A 17,617-nucleotide genomic window follows, 5' to 3' on the forward strand; every position below is an offset into this window, starting at 1 on the left:
CTTAATAGATCTTAAGATCTTTAAATAGATCTCTTATTATGTTTACTATTAGGATCGCCCTTTTCGGTGGATAACCTTATTTTTCCATTAAAATCATAAGTTAACGCGTGATCAAACCTGTGATCTGATCGCGATCTAACTGGCATAAGCTTGGGGATAGATCGCCTAGTTATCCACAAGGTGGATCATTGAGCAGATCGGGTGTGAATTAATACAGGCTTTGATCAGATCAAAATAATAGCTTATCCACATATTTATACTTTTAAACGCTAATATGTGGATAAGTTAGATCTAAACTGTGAGTGTTTTGAAAGTTAATAGATGAAAGCGATCAATTAAAAGGATCTTAAAGTTGATCTTGCCAGCCGCTTAACCAAGCTAATGCAGGTTCCTCTGGAATTGGATCATATTGCACATCGATCTGGATCTTATCCACAAAAGCTTGTGCACCGCATAAACTCAGTGCATCCACCAGCTTTTCTGGCCCCTGACAAAAAGTGTCGTAACTTGAGTCACCAATTGCGCACAATGTAAATTTGGTTGCTGTTAGATCGGGTTTTTTAGCTAAGATCTCGTCCAAAAAAGGCACGATATTGTCAGGAAGATCCCCTGCACCATGAGTAGAAGAGGTGATCAGCCACAGCGAATTAGGGTCTAGATCATCAAGGTTTGGGGTTAAATGTATGCGAGTTTCATGGCCTAGATCGTTCAATTGATCTGACATTTCATCGGCAACATACTCTGCACTACCCAAAGTTGTACCTACTAATAGTTCTATTTTTGCCATGTTACTTCCTAAATTAAGCTGACTTTAATGACGATTATGCACTGCATAATAGGTGAAAACAGCTGTGCAAGCTAAGTGATATTACCCATTTAATGTGTAAATTTGAGCTGGATTACAACTGCTGTTCGGTAATGATATCGGTAGTTCAGCTATCGAACTTCAACTCAACGACAGCTTGCGTTCTAGCACATTACTGATAACTTATGCTGTTATAACAAAAATATAACAATTGAAGGCTTTGTAGTTAAGTCTATCAATAATAAAGAGTATTAATATGACGTTAGCCTCTGTAACAGGTCAGTTTGCCGACATGGCTTGGGGACCACACATGTTGGTTCTATTGGTTGGTGGTGGTTTTTTCTTTCTTATCTATTCACGTTTTGTTCCCTTCAGATATATAGGGCATGCCATTGCAATTTTGCGTGGCAAGCACCCAGATAAAGGAGCTCAAGGGCAGATTAGCCACGCAGGCGCGCTCTCTAGCGCTATGGCGGGCACTGTCGGAATGGGCAATATTGGCAGTGTGGCAGTGGCTATTATGGTGGGTGGTCCAGGTGCTATTTTTTGGATGTGGATCAGTGCGATAGTGGGGATGGCAACTAAGTTTTTCACCTGCACCTTAGCCATTATGTACCGTGGAAAAGATGAAAATGGCCAACTGCAAGGTGGACCCATGTATATCATTACCGAGGGGTTAGGCCCTAAGTGGCGTTTTCTTGCGGTATTCTTCTGTTTAGTTGGCTTAGTTGGTAACTTTCCGCTGTTTAACACTAATCAACTCGTACAGATTTTAAGAGAATGGTTAGTGATCAAACCTGGCTTTTATAGTACTGCGCAAGATACATTTTGGCTCGATCTTAGTATGGGCGTAGTGGTAATGTTGCTGGTTGGCAGTGTGATCTTAGGTGGCATTAAGCGCATAGCTACTGTGGCACAAAGTGTCGTTCCAACGATGATCTTCATCTATATGGGTTGCGCTATTTATGTTATTGGCAGCCATATTAGCGAGATCCCAGCCTATTTTAGCTTGATTGTCACTGAGGCTTTTTCGCTTGATTCCGTTGGTGGTGGGATCTTAGGCACCATGTTAATTGGTATTCGCCGCGCTGCATTCTCTAATGAAGCGGGCATTGGTACTGAAGTGATGGCACACGGCAGCGCCAGAACCAATGAGCCAGTTAAAGAGGGCTTGGTCGCCATGTTAGGCCCAGCAATCGACACCTTGCTAGTTTGTACTGCGACGGCAATGATTATTTTAATCTCAGGAGTGTGGCAAGGCAGTGAAGCTGCTGGAGTTAATCTGTCGGCTCAAGCTTTTGAGTTAACCATGCCAGGCGTGGGTCCATACTTATTAATACTTTGTGTTTTCTTCTTTAGTATCAGTACTATATTTACTCAAGCGTTTTATGGAGGCCAATGCTTTAGCTTTCTTTTCGGAGTTAAAAGACTGCGCAAATATCAATATGTTTACCTACTGACAATTTTATTTGCAGCAACGGCAACGTTGGACGAGATTATTAACCTTATTGATGGCGCTTATGCATTGATGGCCATTCCAACTATGGTCTCTGCCTTGTTATTGGCACCGAAAGTCAAGGATGCAGCTGATGATTACTTTGCAAGATTAAAGCAAAAGCAGAGTGGAGATAGTGTAACGGTACCTGGCGAGGAACCTGAGAAAGAGGGCGGTTAGATAGATTGTCGCTTTAAGATTCAAGCAAAAAGGCTCCGCTTTAAGTGGAGCCTTTTTTGCATTTATTTGTTATCGATAAAAATGGTTTTGGCATATCTTTTATCTAAGATACTAAGCGGCAGTGGGTAGCTGTGAAGCCAGTAGCCAGATAGCCAGGGCAATAAAGATCAGCCCCATAAACTTATTCTGATTACTACGGAATTTTTCATTGTTGAGCAGTGGTTTGCCTAAGCTGCCGACCAAAGCCACCAATAACAGGTTAAAGGTCAAGCCCATGACGTTAAGCAGTAAACCCAGTGCTAGCATCTGTTCGCCTGAACTTGCACTTAGCTGAGTTGACACAAATTGCGGCAGAAACAATACAAAAAATATCAATGCTTTAGGGTTGAGTAGGTTACTCATCACTGCACGGCGATACAGTTGCTTGGCAAGGTTATTTTGCTGTTCTATTTCTGGTGCATCGGCAGCAGAACTGCGGATGCAATCCCAACCCATCTTAAGCAGGTAAGCGCCGCCTAAAATACGCAGTAGTTCTAGTGCTAACGGGTTAACCGCAACTAATGCTGATACGCCCATTGCTGCAAGTACCGTTAAAATGAGCCCTGAAGTCGCATTGCCAAAGCTGGCATAAACACCGACTTTTTTGCCGTAGCTTAGGCTCGAACTGGCGATAAGTAACATGTCAGGCCCAGGGATCAACAGTAGGGCAACCACGGTGGTTAGATATAGAGGAAGTAACGCCAGATCGATCATCATTAATGCACTATATAAAAGGAAAGAATCAAACAAGGCGCGGATTCTACAGTTATCCAACATGAATGAAAGTCATGTTGCGTTTAAATGAGAGGTCAAGTTGGCAGGGTTTGTTTACGGCGCAGACTTTAGTTGTTGAAGACGATAGCGCTATGTTTCTAATTAGCTTTGAAATCATGTTCAGCCTAAGTCATATTGGTATTGGCTTATTAATAAAAGTGGCATTGCTGTTATGCAGATAAAAAACAAACAAGCACTAATAGAGTTAATTGTATGACAAGTCCATATTCAGCCAAAGAATGGTTGCAATTAAACATACAGCAGCAAGGCTTACTTAAGCCTGCCAAGTCCGTAGCACATGCCATTGGGCAACTGAGTTATGTGCAAATAGACTCGATTAATGTGGTTGAACGAGCACACCACCATGTACTTTTTAACCGCTTAGCTGAATATCAACCGATGCAGCTACAGCAGGCTCTGGCAGATAAAGAGATTTTTGAATACTGGTCTCATGCCGCTGCTTATTTACCTATTAATGACTATCGTTTTAGCCTGTTTAATAAAACCCGCATTAAGCAGGGCGGCAAGCACTGGTTTGAACCTGAACATAAGGTTATCCGTGAGGTAAAAGCAAAAATCACTGCTGAAGGCCCGTTAAAAGCCAGTGATTTTAGTCATGACTCTAAGGCGAATAACAGTGGATGGTGGGATTGGAAACCGGCTAAACGCGCTTTAGAGCAATTGTTTATGCAAGGTGAGTTAATGGTGTTACAGCGTGACAAGTTTCAAAAGGTGTACGATTTAACTGAACGTGTCTTGCCTGCCCATATCAATAGCCAAGCCCCAACGGATAATGAATTCGCCCGCTATCTTATTGAGCGCTACATCAATGCCCATGGCTTTGGCAGTCAACAGCAGATGCATTATCTGCGTAAGAATATTAAGCCAGTGTTAGTTAGAACACTCAGTGAAATGTACCTTGCTGGTGAGTTGGCGCAATTTACCCAAGCGGGAGTCAACTATTTTTATAAGCCTGATCAGCAGCTGTTTAGCCCCATTTTAAAACGAGTCTGGTTACTGAACCCTTTTGATAATCTAGTCATTCAAAGGCAGCGATTAAAACAGCTATTTGGTTTTGACTATCAGATTGAGGTCTACGTGCCAGCAGCTAAACGCCAATACGGTTATTACTCATTACCTATCTTATGGGGTGATAAGTTTGTTGGCAGAGTGGATGTTAAAGCTGAACGTAAGACGGGAATACTATTACTGCAAAACTTGGTGATAGAAGATGGGACGATTACTAGCAAGGGGAACTCAGAATTTGACGAATTTATCCATCAATTGAAGTTAGCGGTTAATCAATATGCCGCTTTTAATGGCTGTCAAAGATGGCAGCTGGTTAAGTCAAACCATAGCGCGGTAGAGGCTGAGTTGTCGTTTCAAGCTAATGGCATTGTTTAAAGTAGGGCGTTCTGTATTGAGTTTGCATCATTGTTTTACTGTTTATTTTAGGCCTATCTGTTACTAGCTGCATTTTACTTGGGGCTTTGTTGTCCTCTTTTGCTACTCTATGAGGCAATACCACCTTTTACCTTGAATGTAATATGAAATTAGACGACATAATTACCACTCTGAGTGGTGGCGACTTAACAGAACTCCCTATTGGTGCTTTGCAGGCGGCTAGACAGCAGTGGTCTGAGTTACTGCCGGTTATCGATGAATTGATGCAACGATTTATTGCTGAAGAAGCCTTGTCTGATACCGAGTCTAACCTGCTATTCTTCGGTATCTGCCTTATTATCGATCGGAAACAATACAGTAGTTTTGATTCTTTGATTAATCTCACCAATAAAGATGACTGTAATAGTCCGTTAGAGGTACTGCTTGGCGATTTTATCGCTGCAGATCTTTCCACTGCTTACTATATTTTGGCGCAAGGGCAACCTGAGCAGCTGTGCTTGTTGATTAACTCTGAACAAGCGGGCGAAATAGTTAAAATGGCAGCCTTAAGTGCACTGTTTACTCAACTGCATACAGACCAAATTGATAGAGAAACACTTAACCAAAGTGTGCCAAGCTTTATTGAAAATCTACTCAAAAACAATCATTCAATAGCACTTTTTGAACTGATTAATTTGTTAATTTCTAATGAGTTTAATCAATATCATAACCAGTTTGTTGGTTATGTAGAGAGCAAACAAATCGATGAAGGCCCTGCCGAGAATCAATGCATCATCGATTGGGATAATCAGTCTATCGGTTATTCTGAATGGGAAAGTGGCCTAATAAGCGGTGATTATGATGTTATTGACTCACTTAGTCAGTGGGCTGGCTTCAACTCAGAATCTGATATGAACGATGAAGAGCTCATGGCGGTTTTCGATGACTTGATGAGTTCGCCTAGGGAAATTGACGATAGCTACTTTGAAAGCCTTGAGTCTAAACAACCTTTTATCGCCGATATTCAAGCAGGCCGCAATGATCCTTGCCCCTGTGGCAGCGGCAAGAAATATAAGAAGTGCTGCTTGAATTAGGTTGCTATAAAAAAGCTAGCTGCAGATTTTATTTATCGGGAAAGCGTTTGATAGGCTAAAGGGGAGCTTGCCTTAACTTGATAGGTTATAATTTCTTGAAGTCGTCTAAAATGTAACTACTGCAGTTAATGACACAAGTACATAGACTTCCAAGGATGGGAGTTATGTTGAATTTTGTATGTAACAAAATGGGTCTTATTTGGCTTGCAGTGGAATCCTTATCATCAAACCTCGTCGTATATGTATACATTCAAAATAAATGGTAGAAAATAACGCATTGACTTAAGTAGTATATTCCCTATAATACGACCTTCACAGCGAGGTCGATTAGCTCAGCTGGGAGAGCACCTCCCTTACAAGGAGGGGGTCACTGGTTCGAGCCCAGTATCGACCACCATTCTTTTCATAAAGAATTAAAACATTATGAAATCCCAGGTCGATTAGCTCAGCTGGGAGAGCACCTCCCTTACAAGGAGGGGGTCACTGGTTCGAGCCCAGTATCGACCACCATATCTTAATAACTTCCACCAATTCTTTACAAATGTGACTAAATATCAATAAAGTTATTAGCCTTTGTGTGCTAGAAAATATATTTAACTTTCTATTTGATTTAAAAATTTAGCTAAAGACCGCCCTAATGCTGCCGCCATATTAACAGGTACAGCGTTGCCAATTTGCTTGTATTGTGCAGTTAAGGAACCTTGAAACTCCCAGTTATCAGGAAAAGTTTGAATACGGGCATACTCTCGAATCTGTAATGGTCTTGTTTCTACTGGATGGCATCGTTCAGTTTGCTTTTGGGCTGGCGACGTAGTTAGGGTTAAACTAGGTTCATTCATTGATAAGCGCCTTGCCATACCTGTTTTACCACCACCTAGAAAGTAGCTACCCTTCATATATTCTTTTTGTAGTTCAGGTTTCAAGTCTCGCCAGTAACCTCCTGGAGGAACCTGAGCCATTATTTCTTTTTTGCGCTGAGGGTATTCTTGACCAGGTGATTCTTCTACTTTGCTATCAAAAAGCTCTCCTTTTTCAAAGGCATCTTTAAGAGTCATAATCCTTTTATATGGGGATGGCCAACTAAATTTTGCTGATGTAGCTAGATCTTTGCGAACTCCGACTAAAATTAGTCGTTCACGTTTTTGAGGTACTTTATAAAAGATTGCTTTTAATACGCGAGGCTCTTCTAGTACGTAACCTAACTCTTCAAAAACATTTTTTATGATGGCGAGTGTTTCTCCATTTTCATGAGTTAAGAGCGCCCGAACATTTTCAGCTAAAAATACTTTAGGTTGAAGCTCTTTGATAGCTTTGGCCATTTCATAGAAAAGTGTTCCTCGTGTATCATCTAATCCTAGGCTTTTCCCTGCATAAGAGAATGCTTGGCAAGGAAATCCTCCAGTTAGAACATCAACATCTTGTTTAATAACAGAAAAGTCTATCTTTGATATATCACCTTCAACAACATTCCAATCAGGTCTGTTATGTCGAAGAGTCTTGCAGGCATGTTTATCCATTTCATTTAAGAAAATGCTTTCTAAACCAGCTTGCTCCATCCCTAGAGCTAACCCACCACCACCGGCGAATAGTTCAACAAGAGTGTAGTCACGTTTGCATTTTACTTGTAAATCAGTATCCCAAGTTGACTGCTCCATACTAATAACTTCTTCTAAGTGCTTTACTTGGCACTTACTTATAAGTCCAGTTTCTGGATCAGGTTTCAGTTCTCCCTTCTTTATCCGTGCTTCTATAGTCCTCTTTGGTACGGATAGTAAGTCCGCAAGAACTTCAGGGGAAAAGCTATTTATTTTGGGAGGCTGATCATCAAGCATTTGCTGGTTCCAGGTTAGTACGTATTACTAGTACTGTTAAAGTATACAGTAGTTTTTGGTTTTAGGCACAGTATTATGTAGCCGAAAAGAACTACAATCAAGATCAAGGGGTTTGAAGAGGAAACTATATAGGATATTTCCCCTCAGAGCATAAAGTCGGCTAACAAAAAACTAATTATTCTCGATATTAAAGTTTTCAAAACCTTCATATTTTTCAAATGCTAGTAGGTACAAGCTTTTTACCATATTGCTAGATAATGACTTTAAATCATTGAATACAGTATCTTCTATGCCTTTCATATCTAATTCTGAAATCACATCATCTATGACAAGTGGGAGTTTCTGGCAAATTAATTTAAATGCATCTTTGTTATTCGTTACTAACTGATAAAATTTGTCAATCGACATTCTTCTTATGTTCTTATTCGATACAGACTCCCCATCAAGGCTTATTTTCCAGGGAAAATCTTGGCTATCTTTAGCTATAACTTCAACTAAATAACATGTGGATTCATCATCTCGAAGAATTTTACTTTGCATCTTTATATAGGTTTTTTGAGAAGATGCAGAATTCATTGTGTTGTGCTTATTTTTCATCTCAACGAATACTTTCTTTTCAGTATTTATAACATCAAAACCCTTGCTTGGTACTTCCCAACCCTCAAAGTACTCAAATATATTTTGATGAAAATAACCAATATGGTTTGTATTAGATTTGTCAATCTGTCGTAATGCTTCAGCTTCAATAACCTCTTCGATTGACTTTCTATAAACTTTTGAGTCAAAAGTCAGCTTTATGGGATCAATTAGGTTTTTGTTGAACTCTTTTAAGTTAATAGAAAATCGGTATTTGTCGACAGTTTTCTTTACATGTGCAAACAAGTCTTCATCAGAAATAAATTCTAAGCCATATTTTTTAGCCATTTTAACCTCGTTGTTTTAAAATAAATCCATGATGCTCTAATTTCCTGTCCTTTTAGAACAATAAATTTTAACCTATCACACCAGGTGAAACTTACCCTGAAAATTGGTAAAATACTGATTGTAAACATATAGAACTTGTTAAGGCACATCAATATATTCAGTAATGTAGACATTAAATAGGTAGTGACTCATGAGCAATATAGCAACTCATTTTAAGCTATTAAATACCTCACTCTGTGTCCATTAGAGTCTAATTAATAGAGTTACTTTCTACTTGAGCCAACGCTAAGCGTGTTATTCTGCCATTTCCATTATAAAGTGAGAAAGGTGTTATAAATAATGCGGTTTCGCAATCGTTGGAGAGTATCATACTTATTAAGAAATAAATTCTTCTATTTCATTGAGTAAATAAGCCTAAATAATGCCTTCATACACCATATCGGAAGCGACCGACAAGCTAACGCTCCCCATTGACGCCCTCTATCAAGAGTTTAAATCTTCTATTAAAGACAATCACTTAGTGGTTGAGTCTGATACAGGCTCAGGTAAGTCAACGCGTTTGCCGCTTTGGTGTACTGAAGCTGATGACTGCGCGAGCAAGAAAAAGGTGTTGGTGGTTGAGCCGCGGCGAGTGGCGTGTTTGGCGCTGGCAGACTTCGTAGGTAAAACTGCAAAGCAAGGTACTGATTATCATCATTTAAATGTTGGTTACGCGATTCGCTTTGATTCTACGGTTGATGAAAACACTGATATTGCCTTTGTGACGCCAGGTATTGCGCTGCGCTGGTTGTCTATGGCGCAAGATGGAAAAGATGAAAAGGCCGGTTTAGCTTGCTTTGATACGGTGGTTATCGATGAGTTCCATGAGCGCCGTTGGGATACCGATCTGCTGTTAGCACTGCTAAAACAGCGCGCTCAACATCGTTTAGTGTTGACCTCTGCCACCATAGACGGCGCAAGGCTAAATGACTATTTGTCTGATTCTATTGGGGTTAATTCAAAAAGATTGTTAGCTAAAGGTAACATGTTTCACGTGGAACTAACGTACCAGTCAACCGATAGCCAACAGTTGCCGGATATCAGTGGAATTGAGCAAAAAGTAAAGCGCGCGGTAGGCTCATTACTGGGTAAAACTAGCGGTGATATTTTAGTTTTTCTGCCGGGCAAACGTGAAATTCAGCAATGTTTACAGGCTTGTCAGTCGTTATCGCCTTTATTATCAGCTTCCTTAAATAGCCAAGCCGCTGAGGTTGATTTAGTGGCGCTACATGGCGGCATTTCCGCAACGGAGCAACAAGCGCTATTGGCCAGTGCCAATAAGCAGCGAGTTATTTTTGCCACCAATATTGCCGAAACTTCGTTGACTATTCCTGGAGTGACAGCGGTGGTTGATTCTGGATTGGAGCGCAGAACTCATCAACGCAATGGGCGAACGGTATTGTCGCTGGCACGAATATCCAGAGCCAGTAGTGAGCAGCGTAAAGGTCGAGCAGGTCGAACGCAGGCGGGTTTGTGTGTGCGTTTGTGGGGCGAGCATGCGCCATTGGAATCTATGACGCCGCCAGAGCTACAGCGTGAAGAGTTGGTCGAGCCAATGCTGGCCGCAGCTTGCAGTGGGGAGCGGCTGGCGGAGCTAACTTTTGTTGATGCTATAAGTAACAAATCGTTAGTGATTGCTCATGAACGTTTGCTAGCTATGGGGGCGATTGATCAGCAAGGGAATGTCACAACTCATGGTAGAAAGCTGTTTCCATTACCGATAGATACTCAATTTGCCCATTTGATTAGTGCAATGCCCGATATTGAGTGTACTGAGTTAATGGTCGATCTGGCGGCCGCTATTAGTGTGCCGCAGCGGCTATACCAACAACCAAGTGCTGAATATGACATTAAGTCGCTACATGATTGGGAGCCATTGGGCTGCGATGCTTTTACCTTAGTAAAATTGCTGCGTGAACCAGCGGTCGATTTTATCAATATTGAACAGCATGCGGTAAAAGAGGCGCGTCGCTTAGCCAACCAGATTCGGCAAGGGTTGGGGCTAGAGAGTATAAATAAAGCGACGGCGTTGGATAGTCAATCTATTGCACTAAGAAACCGCTGGTTACTGGCTGTGGTGAAAGCGCTACCAGAGCTTGCCTTTATTCGACGTATTAAGCGAGTACAGGCGCTTGGCAATGGTTTTAGCGAAGTGCAAATTGGTCGAGATAGCCGCTTTTGCCCTGAGCTTAAAGACTTTGCAGGTAAAGAGGCTGCGATTGCTGCGGTGGTATTTGACCAACACTCTCTGGCTGGAAAAGGGGTAAAGCAGACTCTCAATCTAGCATCAGTCATGGCGCCTATTTCAACAAAATTACTTTACCAAGCGGGTTTAGGTGAAGATAGATTGGCTGAAAACAAAGAGCAGGCCGCAACCCATAAAGTACTGATTGAGCGAGTCTATGCCGGAAGAGTGATTGATTCACGGTTTGAGCGCGCTTCGGGCGAGCAGGCGATAGATGCGATTAGTCGTAGTATTATTCAGGGGCGTGAGCTTGTAGGAGTCGCTAAGCGCTTAGCTGCAGATATAGCGGCTTGGAATATATGGTTCGCATTGGGTAAAACCGCAGAGTTTGCCAGTGACATTAACCAGCCTCTGGTGCTTGATACCTACCTTAAAGATAAACTCATTCAACTTGGAGTGGAAAGTTTTGAAGATTTAGCGCTGCTTGAACCTGATGACATATTGTTTGAAGGTATTCCTGATTGGCAACGTGAAGAGTTTGATAGTCTTTATCCAGCAGGATTACAGCTGCCCGAGCTGAAACTCACCGTTAGCTATGAACCTAAACGCAAGCTGGTGATTTTAGATTACGTTAACGGTGGTCGTAAACAGGGCCCTAAACGCTGGGAGTTACCGCGCTGGGTCGGCTGGAAAATCCAATATCGTAAAGCCAGCCGTGTGGTTGATGTTAAGTAACTAGGCACACCAAGGTTTGCGATCTCACCCAAAAGATCGTTAGCACTTAATGTTGATTTTAACCACAGGAAATCCACTTTTGCACAGGTTTATTTTTTTGCCGCTTTCTTTCTGAGTATAACTTATCGAGAAAGATCCATTTTATCGCTGTTTTTTTTGGATCTTAGTCTAAGTAAATAAAATATTAATTTTTATAAAACAGGTGCTTACGGTGTTTGATGAGAAAGAGTTTAGATCTATCCACAGATCGCATTAGCTTGTTGATATCTCTGTTGATACTTGTGATTAACGATCTTACTTTAGAAGTGGATATGCTGAGGTTTACAGTTGACGATCTATTTGCGATCGCCCTGTAAATTATGGCTTACAGCTTGATGAAGTAGAGTCTGGATTTTACTGTTTGATCTAGACTCATCTTAGATTAAAGCTTCTGTAGCGAGATAGACTATTTACCGATACAGAAAGAGCTGAAGATTTTTCCGAGTAGGTCATCTGAGGTGAATTTTCCGGTAATTTCCGACAACGCCAGTTGCGCCATTCTTAGCTCTTCTGCGAGTAATTCACCCGCTTGGTAAACTTCTAGTTGCTCTCTGCCTAAATCTAAATGGCTGCTTGCCAGATCGAGCGCTTCTAAATGACGTCGACGGGCAATAAAACCACCTTCTAGATTACTTTGGTAACCCATTAATGATTTTAGGTGCTGTTGTAGCGCTGGTACACCTAAACCTGTTTTGGCTGATATACGGTGAACTGGATGGCCCGCCTCTTCGGTGATCTCCAATGTTTCACCGGTAAGATCGGCTTTGTTACGCACCACGGTAACGCCTAGATTTTTAGGTAAGCGATCAATAAAGTCAGGCCAAATTTCGTGTGGATCAACTGCATTAGTCGTGGTGCCATCAACCATAAACAGTACCTGATCAGCCGTTTTGATCTCGTCCCAGGCACGCTCTATACCTATCTTCTCAACAGTATCAGCGGTATCTCGTAGCCCAGCGGTATCGATAATATGCAGTGGCATACCATCTAAGTGAATATGCTCACGCAGAACATCGCGGGTGGTACCGGCTATTTCAGTCACAATAGCAGACTCTTTACCGGCGAGGGCGTTTAGTAAGCTGGATTTCCCTGCATTTGGACGGCCAGCAATCACCACTTTCATCCCTTCACGAATGATAGAGCCTTGTTTAGCACTGGCTTGCACAGTATCGAGTTTAGTGATGATACGGTTGAGTGAGCCTGATATTTTACCGTCAGAAAGGAAGTCGACCTCTTCATCAGGGAAATCAATGGCTGCTTCGACGTATAAGCGCAGGTTAGTGACCTGTTCGACAAGTTCATGTACTTGGGTCGAGAATTCCCCCTGAAGCGAGTTTAACGCGCTTTTAGCGGCTTGTTCACTGGTTGCATCAATAAGGTCGGCAATCGCCTCTGCTTGCGTTAGGTCGAGCTTATCGTTCATAAAAGCCTGTTCGCTGAACTCTCCTGGTTTAGCGATACGCAGGCCTTCAGTTTCCATCACGCGCTTAATAAGCATATCAAGTACGATTTGTCCGCCATGACCTTGCAGTTCAAGTACATCTTCACCGGTAAATGAGTTAGGGCCTTTAAAGTACAGTGCGATACCTTGGTCGATAACGCCGCCTTGTTCATCTTTAAAGTCACAGTAATCGGCATAACGGGTTTTAGGGATGTGGCCAAGTACCGCCATAGCTACATTGCTCGCTAAGTCGCCAGATACGCGAATAATACCTACACCGCCACGCCCTGGAGCGGTCGCTTGTGCCACGATAGTATCTGTTGTCATTACTGTGTTTCCTAATCTGTTTTCAGAGTGAAGTAAAAAATGTTGTCTCTACATAGATAGCAAAAAAGCGGTCAATACTGAGTATTAGACCGCTTTTTGTTAGTCGGAGCTAAGGGGCTATTTTAACCCTTTTTTCTCCAGTCCAGCATAGATAATCTTCTGCTGGGTAATCGCGACTAAGTTACCTACCAACCAGTATAGAACCAGACCTGCTGGGAACCATAGGAAGAATACGGTAAAGATAACTGGCATCCACTGCATCATCTTAACTTGCATTGGGTCCATAGTCGGTGCCATTGGTTGCATCTTCTGCATAATAAACATAGATACACCCATCAAGATAGGCATTACATAGTATGGATCTTGAACTGACAGATCGGTGATCCATAACATGAATGGTGCGTGACGTAGCTCGTAGCTTTCAAGCAACACCCAGTATAGTGCGATGAAGATTGGCATCTGTAGCAAGATTGGAAGACAGCCACCCATAGGGTTTACTTTCTCTTTCTTGTACAGTTCCATCATAGCTTGCCCCATCTTCTGACGGTCATCACCAAAACGCTCTTTCATATCAGCGAGTTTTGGTTGCAAGTTACGCATCTTAGCCATTGAAGTGTATTGCGCTTTAGTTAGTGGGTATAACATGCCACGAACGGTAAGCGTAATAAGGATAATAGCCACACCCCAGTTACCCACAAATGACTGATAGAACATCAATAACCAGTGAATTGGGATGGCTAACCACCATAGGAAGCCGTAATCAACTACTAGGTTCAATGACTCAGAAAGTGCTGATAGCGCTTCTTGATCTTTAGGACCTACATAGAATTGAGCTTTAATCGATTGTTCAGTACCTGGTGCAATGTCGTATAGTGCGCCGCGGAAACCGATATTAGCTAGACCACCTGCGCTGACACTTGAAAAGATAATGTTCTTATCATTTTCTGGTGGCACCCAAGCTGATACAAAGTAGTGCTGTAGCATTGCTACCCAGCCACCTAGTGTCGACTTGTTTAGGTTCTTATCAGCCATGTCATCGAAGCTGTACTTCTCATAGCGAGTATCAGCTGTAGAGAAAGCTGCACCACGATAAGTCGGCATCATCATGCTACTTTCGCTTTTCTTGATGCTGTGCTTGATCTGTCCATACATCTGGACTTGTAGCTGCGCGTCAGAGGTGTTGTTGATTTGGTAATCAACATCAACATTGTGCTTGCCGCGGTAGAAGGTAAATAGCTTGGTATAAGTAACGCCGTTAGCAGCTAAATAAGTTAAAGGAACCTCTAACGTATCTTGACCCGCTAGGTCATACTCACGAGACGCGCTATCGAAATGTGCGCGACCAGTAGTACTACTATCAATACCATCACGACCGATTAGACCACTTTGAGCGATATAATAAATATCGTTTGTTTGCTCAAGTAGCACAAATGGGTCATCACCATCTTGCTCAAGCTTATGAGAAAGTAGTGCTGAATGAACGATGTCACCACCTACAGGATCAATTTTAAGAACAAATTGGTCTGTAGTGACAGTGATTAATTCTTTAGATGCTGTAACAGTTTCAGGTAATGCAGAGTCTGCATCAGGTACATCTGAACTGTGAGCATCAGCAACAGTAGACGGGGCTACTGAAGATTGCGTTTGAGCAACCGGTTGAGGAGCTTTATCTGCTTGCCATTGTTGCCATAGTAAAAAGCTGACAAAAAGCAGACCGATAAGCAATATATTGCGTTGAGATTCCATAGCCTATTTATCGCACCTATGTTTTTTGTGAGGGACGGGATCTTCTCCGCCCGGATGTAAAGGGTGACATTTTAATATGCGTTTCGCTGCAAACCAACACCCTTTCACAACTCCATGCAAACGAATTGCTTCTATTGCGTAATGTGAACACGTCGGATTGAACCTACAACGAGGTCCCAGCATGGGACTTATTAGTACTTGGTAGCCACGAATAATCGCAGTTGCTAGCCATTGTAACGGCGAGAGAGTTTTCGCCATAGCTTTTCTACCAATTTTTTGAGTTCTGCGTTTTCCATATCAAGCACGCCATTTCTGACAAGCACAACAATATCTACAGCGGGAAGATCATGCTGATGCAAACGAAAATTATCTCTAATGATACGTTTGATTTTATTTCGTTGGTGAGCTTTTTTTACGTAACGCTTAGCAACAGTTAACCCTAAACGAGGATGTTGCTCAGAATTAGGAATTGCAAGTAGAGTTATTTCAGCGGAAGACGCTTTGATAGGTTTGGTAAAAACAGATTTAAATTGCGCGGGAGTTAACAGACGTAACTCCCGCGTAAAGGTATAGCTAGTCACTTGCATCTCTACTATTAAGCAGAAAGACGAGCGCGACCTTTAGCACGGCGACGTGCGATGACCTTACGGCCACCTACAGTAGCCATACGAGCGCGGAAGCCGTGAGAACGCTTGCGCTTCAGGTTGCTAGGTTGAAAAGTACGTTTACTCATTATGGCAATCCGTCTTTGTTAGGTTAATAAACCTTATTCTCTACAAAATAGAGGTAAGGGCAAAAAAGAGGCCGAATTGTAATCACTTTAACTATGCACGTCAATAAGGAATCGACTCAAGTGATTAAATAATGCCTTCTTGGTTATTTCTTCGAAAGTAAAAAGCTACTAGGATTTGTGGATAACTCTGTGAGTTACCACTACATCTTGTGGTTTAGTAGATCAGAAATTAGATCGAAGCGTGTCTATTATAGATCGATCCGGATCGCTTTATAAAGCTGGTTTTGAGGGTTTCTGCTATTTTTTTGATCGTCAGCGATCGCTTAAGATCGTGATCTTATCGTTTCATTGATCTATCTGGGGATAAATATACGTAAAGGATAGCGATCAGCGTGATCTCACTATAGAATACACCTCTTTTGTATGATCTTTTGGGGATAAGTACGTGGCGGTTTCACTTTGGCAACAATGTATCGCAAGGCTGCAAGATGAGCTTTCTGCTCAGCAATTCAGTATGTGGATAAGACCGCTACAGGCAGAAATGGAAGGCGATACGCTTGTCATTTATGCTCCTAACCGTTTTGTTTTAGATTGGGTTAGAGACAAATACCTTAATATCATCAACCAGTTTTTTACTGAGCAGATGGGAGCTGATGCGCCAAAATTACGTTTTGACATCGGTAGTCGTCCGTCTGCTAAGCCAGTTGTTCAGGCTACAGCGGCTATTAGACCAAAGCCTGCAGCAAGCAAGGCGGTAGAAAAACCTACCTTTAATGCGCCTCAAGCTGAGCCAGCTATTACTGCTAACCATCGCAGCAATATTAACCCAACCTATCAGTTTGATAACTTCGTAGAAGGTAAGTCGAACCAGTTAGGTAAGGCTGCAGCGCTGCAAGTATCAGAAAATCCTGGTGGCGCTTACAATCCATTGTTCCTTTATGGTGGTACAGGTTTGGGTAAAACCCATCTATTGCACGCCGTAGGTAATGGCATTATCAAGAACAAGCCTGATGCTAAAGTGGTTTATATGCATTCTGAGCGCTTTGTACAGGACATGGTTAAGGCCCTGCAAAACAATGCGATTGAAGAGTTTAAGCGTTACTACCGTAGCGTAGATGCACTGTTTATTGATGACATTCAATTCTTTGCTAACAAAGACCGATCTCAAGAAGAATTTTTCCATACCTTTAATGCATTGTTAGAGGGTAACCATCAGATCATTTTGACCTCTGACAAATATCCAAAAGAGATCGACGGAGTTGAAGATCGTCTTAAATCTCGATTTGGTTGGGGGCTAACGGTTGCTATTGAGCCACCAGAGCTAGAAACCCGTGTGGCGATCTTGATGCGTAAAGCACAAGAGAGTGGCATTAACCTGCCTGATGAAGTGGCATTTTTTATTGCTAAGCGTTTACGTTCGAATGTTCGTGAGCTTGAAGGTGCGTTAAACCGTGTTATTGCCAACGCTAACTTTACTGGTCGTCCGATTACTATCGATTTTGTCCGTGAAGCACTGCGGGACTTACTTGCGCTGCAAGAGAAACTAGTCACTATCGATAATATCCAAAAGACAGTTGCTGAATACTACAAGATTAAGATGGCCGATATGCTGTCCAAGCGTCGTTCACGTAGCGTGGCACGTCCAAGACAGATGGCGATGGCATTATCAAAAGAACTTACTAACCAGAGCTTGCCAGAAATTGGCGATGCATTTGGTGGTCGTGACCACACAACTGTTTTACATGCATGTCGTAAAATTGCACAGTTGCGTGAAGAAAGTCATGACATTAAAGAAGATTATGCTAACTTGATAAGAACCTTATCTTCTTAATATCAGGGATTTGAA

At 42.1% G+C, this 17,617-nt stretch carries 15 protein-coding genes and 2 tRNA genes; 8 read left to right on the plus strand and 9 right to left on the minus strand.

Going from position 1 to position 17,617, the window contains the following annotated elements; all coding sequences use genetic code 11:
- Nucleotides 1-346: 346 nt before the first annotated feature.
- Entirely contained in the window at nucleotides 347-787 is a 441-nt protein-coding gene (gene mioC, locus SWP_RS00005; RefSeq protein ID WP_020910235.1) for an FMN-binding protein MioC, read from the minus strand.
- Between the two features lie 274 nt (nucleotides 788-1,061).
- Between mioC and SWP_RS00010 the strand changes: the two genes are divergently transcribed.
- On the plus strand, nucleotides 1,062-2,480 hold the full coding sequence (locus tag SWP_RS00010; RefSeq protein WP_020910236.1) for an alanine/glycine:cation symporter family protein: 1,419 nt from the start codon (nucleotides 1,062-1,064) through the stop codon (nucleotides 2,478-2,480).
- 111 nt (nucleotides 2,481-2,591) lie between these two features.
- Here the strand turns inward: SWP_RS00010 and SWP_RS00015 are convergent, their stop codons facing one another.
- Nucleotides 2,592-3,236, minus strand: a complete 645-nt coding sequence (locus SWP_RS00015; RefSeq protein WP_044555497.1) for a LysE family translocator — start codon at nucleotides 3,234-3,236, stop codon at nucleotides 2,592-2,594.
- A 270-nt stretch (nucleotides 3,237-3,506) separates the two neighbouring features.
- Here SWP_RS00015 and SWP_RS00020 point away from each other — a divergent pair, with 270 nt between their 5' ends.
- From SWP_RS00020 to SWP_RS00035, 4 genes are all read left to right on the plus strand, one after another.
- Nucleotides 3,507-4,697: a winged helix-turn-helix domain-containing protein gene (locus SWP_RS00020; RefSeq protein WP_020910238.1), complete on the plus strand. Its 1,191-nt coding sequence runs from the start codon at nucleotides 3,507-3,509 to the stop codon at nucleotides 4,695-4,697.
- 143 nt (nucleotides 4,698-4,840) lie between these two features.
- Complete coding sequence (locus SWP_RS00025; RefSeq protein ID WP_020910240.1) at nucleotides 4,841-5,770, plus strand: DUF1186 domain-containing protein; 930 nt, start codon at nucleotides 4,841-4,843, stop codon at nucleotides 5,768-5,770.
- A gap of 321 nt (nucleotides 5,771-6,091) precedes the next feature.
- Nucleotides 6,092-6,167 (plus strand) — tRNA-Val (locus SWP_RS00030).
- Nucleotides 6,168-6,204: 37 nt separating this feature from the next.
- Nucleotides 6,205-6,280 (plus strand) — tRNA-Val (locus tag SWP_RS00035).
- Between the two features lie 83 nt (nucleotides 6,281-6,363).
- Here the strand turns inward: SWP_RS00035 and SWP_RS00040 are convergent.
- Both SWP_RS00040 and SWP_RS00045 read right to left on the minus strand, forming a co-directional pair.
- A complete protein-coding gene (locus tag SWP_RS00040) occupies nucleotides 6,364-7,602 on the minus strand; it encodes a DNA cytosine methyltransferase (RefSeq protein ID WP_020910241.1) in 1,239 nt (412 codons plus the stop codon).
- A 171-nt stretch (nucleotides 7,603-7,773) separates the two neighbouring features.
- Nucleotides 7,774-8,526 (minus strand): Eco47II family restriction endonuclease, encoded by a 753-nt coding sequence (locus tag SWP_RS00045; RefSeq protein WP_020910242.1) that lies wholly within the window; start codon nucleotides 8,524-8,526, stop codon nucleotides 7,774-7,776.
- A gap of 421 nt (nucleotides 8,527-8,947) precedes the next feature.
- Between SWP_RS00045 and SWP_RS00050 the strand changes: the two genes are divergently transcribed.
- Together SWP_RS00050 and SWP_RS24025 are read left to right on the plus strand one after the other, a co-directional pair.
- Entirely contained in the window at nucleotides 8,948-11,485 is a 2,538-nt protein-coding gene (locus SWP_RS00050; RefSeq protein WP_020910243.1) for a helicase-related protein, read from the plus strand.
- Between the two features lie 218 nt (nucleotides 11,486-11,703).
- On the plus strand, nucleotides 11,704-11,841 hold the full coding sequence (locus tag SWP_RS24025; RefSeq protein WP_187148525.1) for a hypothetical protein: 138 nt from the start codon (nucleotides 11,704-11,706) through the stop codon (nucleotides 11,839-11,841).
- Nucleotides 11,842-11,930: 89 nt separating this feature from the next.
- Here SWP_RS24025 and mnmE read toward each other — a convergent pair whose 3' ends face one another.
- The 5 genes from mnmE to rpmH all read right to left on the minus strand — a co-directional run bounded on the left by mnmE (nucleotide 11,931) and on the right by rpmH (nucleotide 15,771).
- Entirely contained in the window at nucleotides 11,931-13,292 is a 1,362-nt protein-coding gene (gene mnmE / locus SWP_RS00055; RefSeq protein ID WP_020910244.1) for a tRNA uridine-5-carboxymethylaminomethyl(34) synthesis GTPase MnmE, read from the minus strand.
- A gap of 117 nt (nucleotides 13,293-13,409) precedes the next feature.
- Entirely contained in the window at nucleotides 13,410-15,038 is a 1,629-nt protein-coding gene (gene yidC, locus SWP_RS00060) for a membrane protein insertase YidC (protein ID WP_020910245.1), read from the minus strand.
- Between the two features lie 3 nt (nucleotides 15,039-15,041).
- Nucleotides 15,042-15,296: a membrane protein insertion efficiency factor YidD gene (yidD, locus tag SWP_RS23275; protein ID WP_079891898.1), complete on the minus strand. Its 255-nt coding sequence runs from the start codon at nucleotides 15,294-15,296 to the stop codon at nucleotides 15,042-15,044.
- The gene (gene rnpA, locus SWP_RS00065) at nucleotides 15,263-15,619 is read right to left on the minus strand and encodes a ribonuclease P protein component (RefSeq protein WP_143711150.1); all 357 of its coding nucleotides are present in this window, start codon (nucleotides 15,617-15,619) and stop codon (nucleotides 15,263-15,265) included. Before rnpA ends, yidD begins: the two co-directional genes overlap by 34 nt.
- Before the next feature lie 14 nt (nucleotides 15,620-15,633).
- Nucleotides 15,634-15,771, minus strand: a complete 138-nt coding sequence (gene rpmH, locus SWP_RS00070; RefSeq protein WP_011867659.1) for a 50S ribosomal protein L34 — start codon at nucleotides 15,769-15,771, stop codon at nucleotides 15,634-15,636.
- 445 nt (nucleotides 15,772-16,216) lie between these two features.
- On the opposite strand from rpmH, the gene dnaA reads away from it, so the two are divergent.
- Nucleotides 16,217-17,602 carry a chromosomal replication initiator protein DnaA gene (gene dnaA, locus SWP_RS00075; protein WP_020910247.1) on the plus strand — a complete coding sequence of 462 codons (1,386 nt, stop codon included), beginning with the start codon at nucleotides 16,217-16,219 and terminating at the stop codon, nucleotides 17,600-17,602.
- Nucleotides 17,603-17,617 lie beyond the last annotated feature (15 nt).

The organism is Shewanella piezotolerans WP3 (genome assembly GCF_000014885.1).
GTDB classification, from domain to species: domain Bacteria; phylum Pseudomonadota; class Gammaproteobacteria; order Enterobacterales; family Shewanellaceae; genus Shewanella; species Shewanella piezotolerans.

Coding starts and splice junctions, on each gene's coding strand:
- SWP_RS00010 (WP_020910236.1), top strand. CDS start 1,062: ATGACGTTAGCCTCTGTAACAGGTCAGTTTGCCGACATGGCTTGGGGA.
- SWP_RS00050 (WP_020910243.1), top strand. CDS start 8,948: ATGCCTTCATACACCATATCGGAAGCGACCGACAAGCTAACGCTCCCC.
- SWP_RS00025 (WP_020910240.1), top strand. CDS start 4,841: ATGAAATTAGACGACATAATTACCACTCTGAGTGGTGGCGACTTAACA.
- yidD (WP_079891898.1), bottom strand. CDS start 15,296: ATGGCGAAAACTCTCTCGCCGTTACAATGGCTAGCAACTGCGATTATT.
- SWP_RS00015 (WP_044555497.1), bottom strand. CDS start 3,236: ATGATGATCGATCTGGCGTTACTTCCTCTATATCTAACCACCGTGGTT.
- SWP_RS00020 (WP_020910238.1), top strand. CDS start 3,507: ATGACAAGTCCATATTCAGCCAAAGAATGGTTGCAATTAAACATACAG.
- mioC (WP_020910235.1), bottom strand. CDS start 787: ATGGCAAAAATAGAACTATTAGTAGGTACAACTTTGGGTAGTGCAGAG.
- yidC (WP_020910245.1), bottom strand. CDS start 15,038: ATGGAATCTCAACGCAATATATTGCTTATCGGTCTGCTTTTTGTCAGC.
- mnmE (WP_020910244.1), bottom strand. CDS start 13,292: ATGACAACAGATACTATCGTGGCACAAGCGACCGCTCCAGGGCGTGGC.
- rpmH (WP_011867659.1), bottom strand. CDS start 15,771: ATGAGTAAACGTACTTTTCAACCTAGCAACCTGAAGCGCAAGCGTTCT.
- SWP_RS24025 (WP_187148525.1), top strand. CDS start 11,704: ATGAGAAAGAGTTTAGATCTATCCACAGATCGCATTAGCTTGTTGATA.
- SWP_RS00040 (WP_020910241.1), bottom strand. CDS start 7,602: ATGCTTGATGATCAGCCTCCCAAAATAAATAGCTTTTCCCCTGAAGTT.
- SWP_RS00045 (WP_020910242.1), bottom strand. CDS start 8,526: ATGGCTAAAAAATATGGCTTAGAATTTATTTCTGATGAAGACTTGTTT.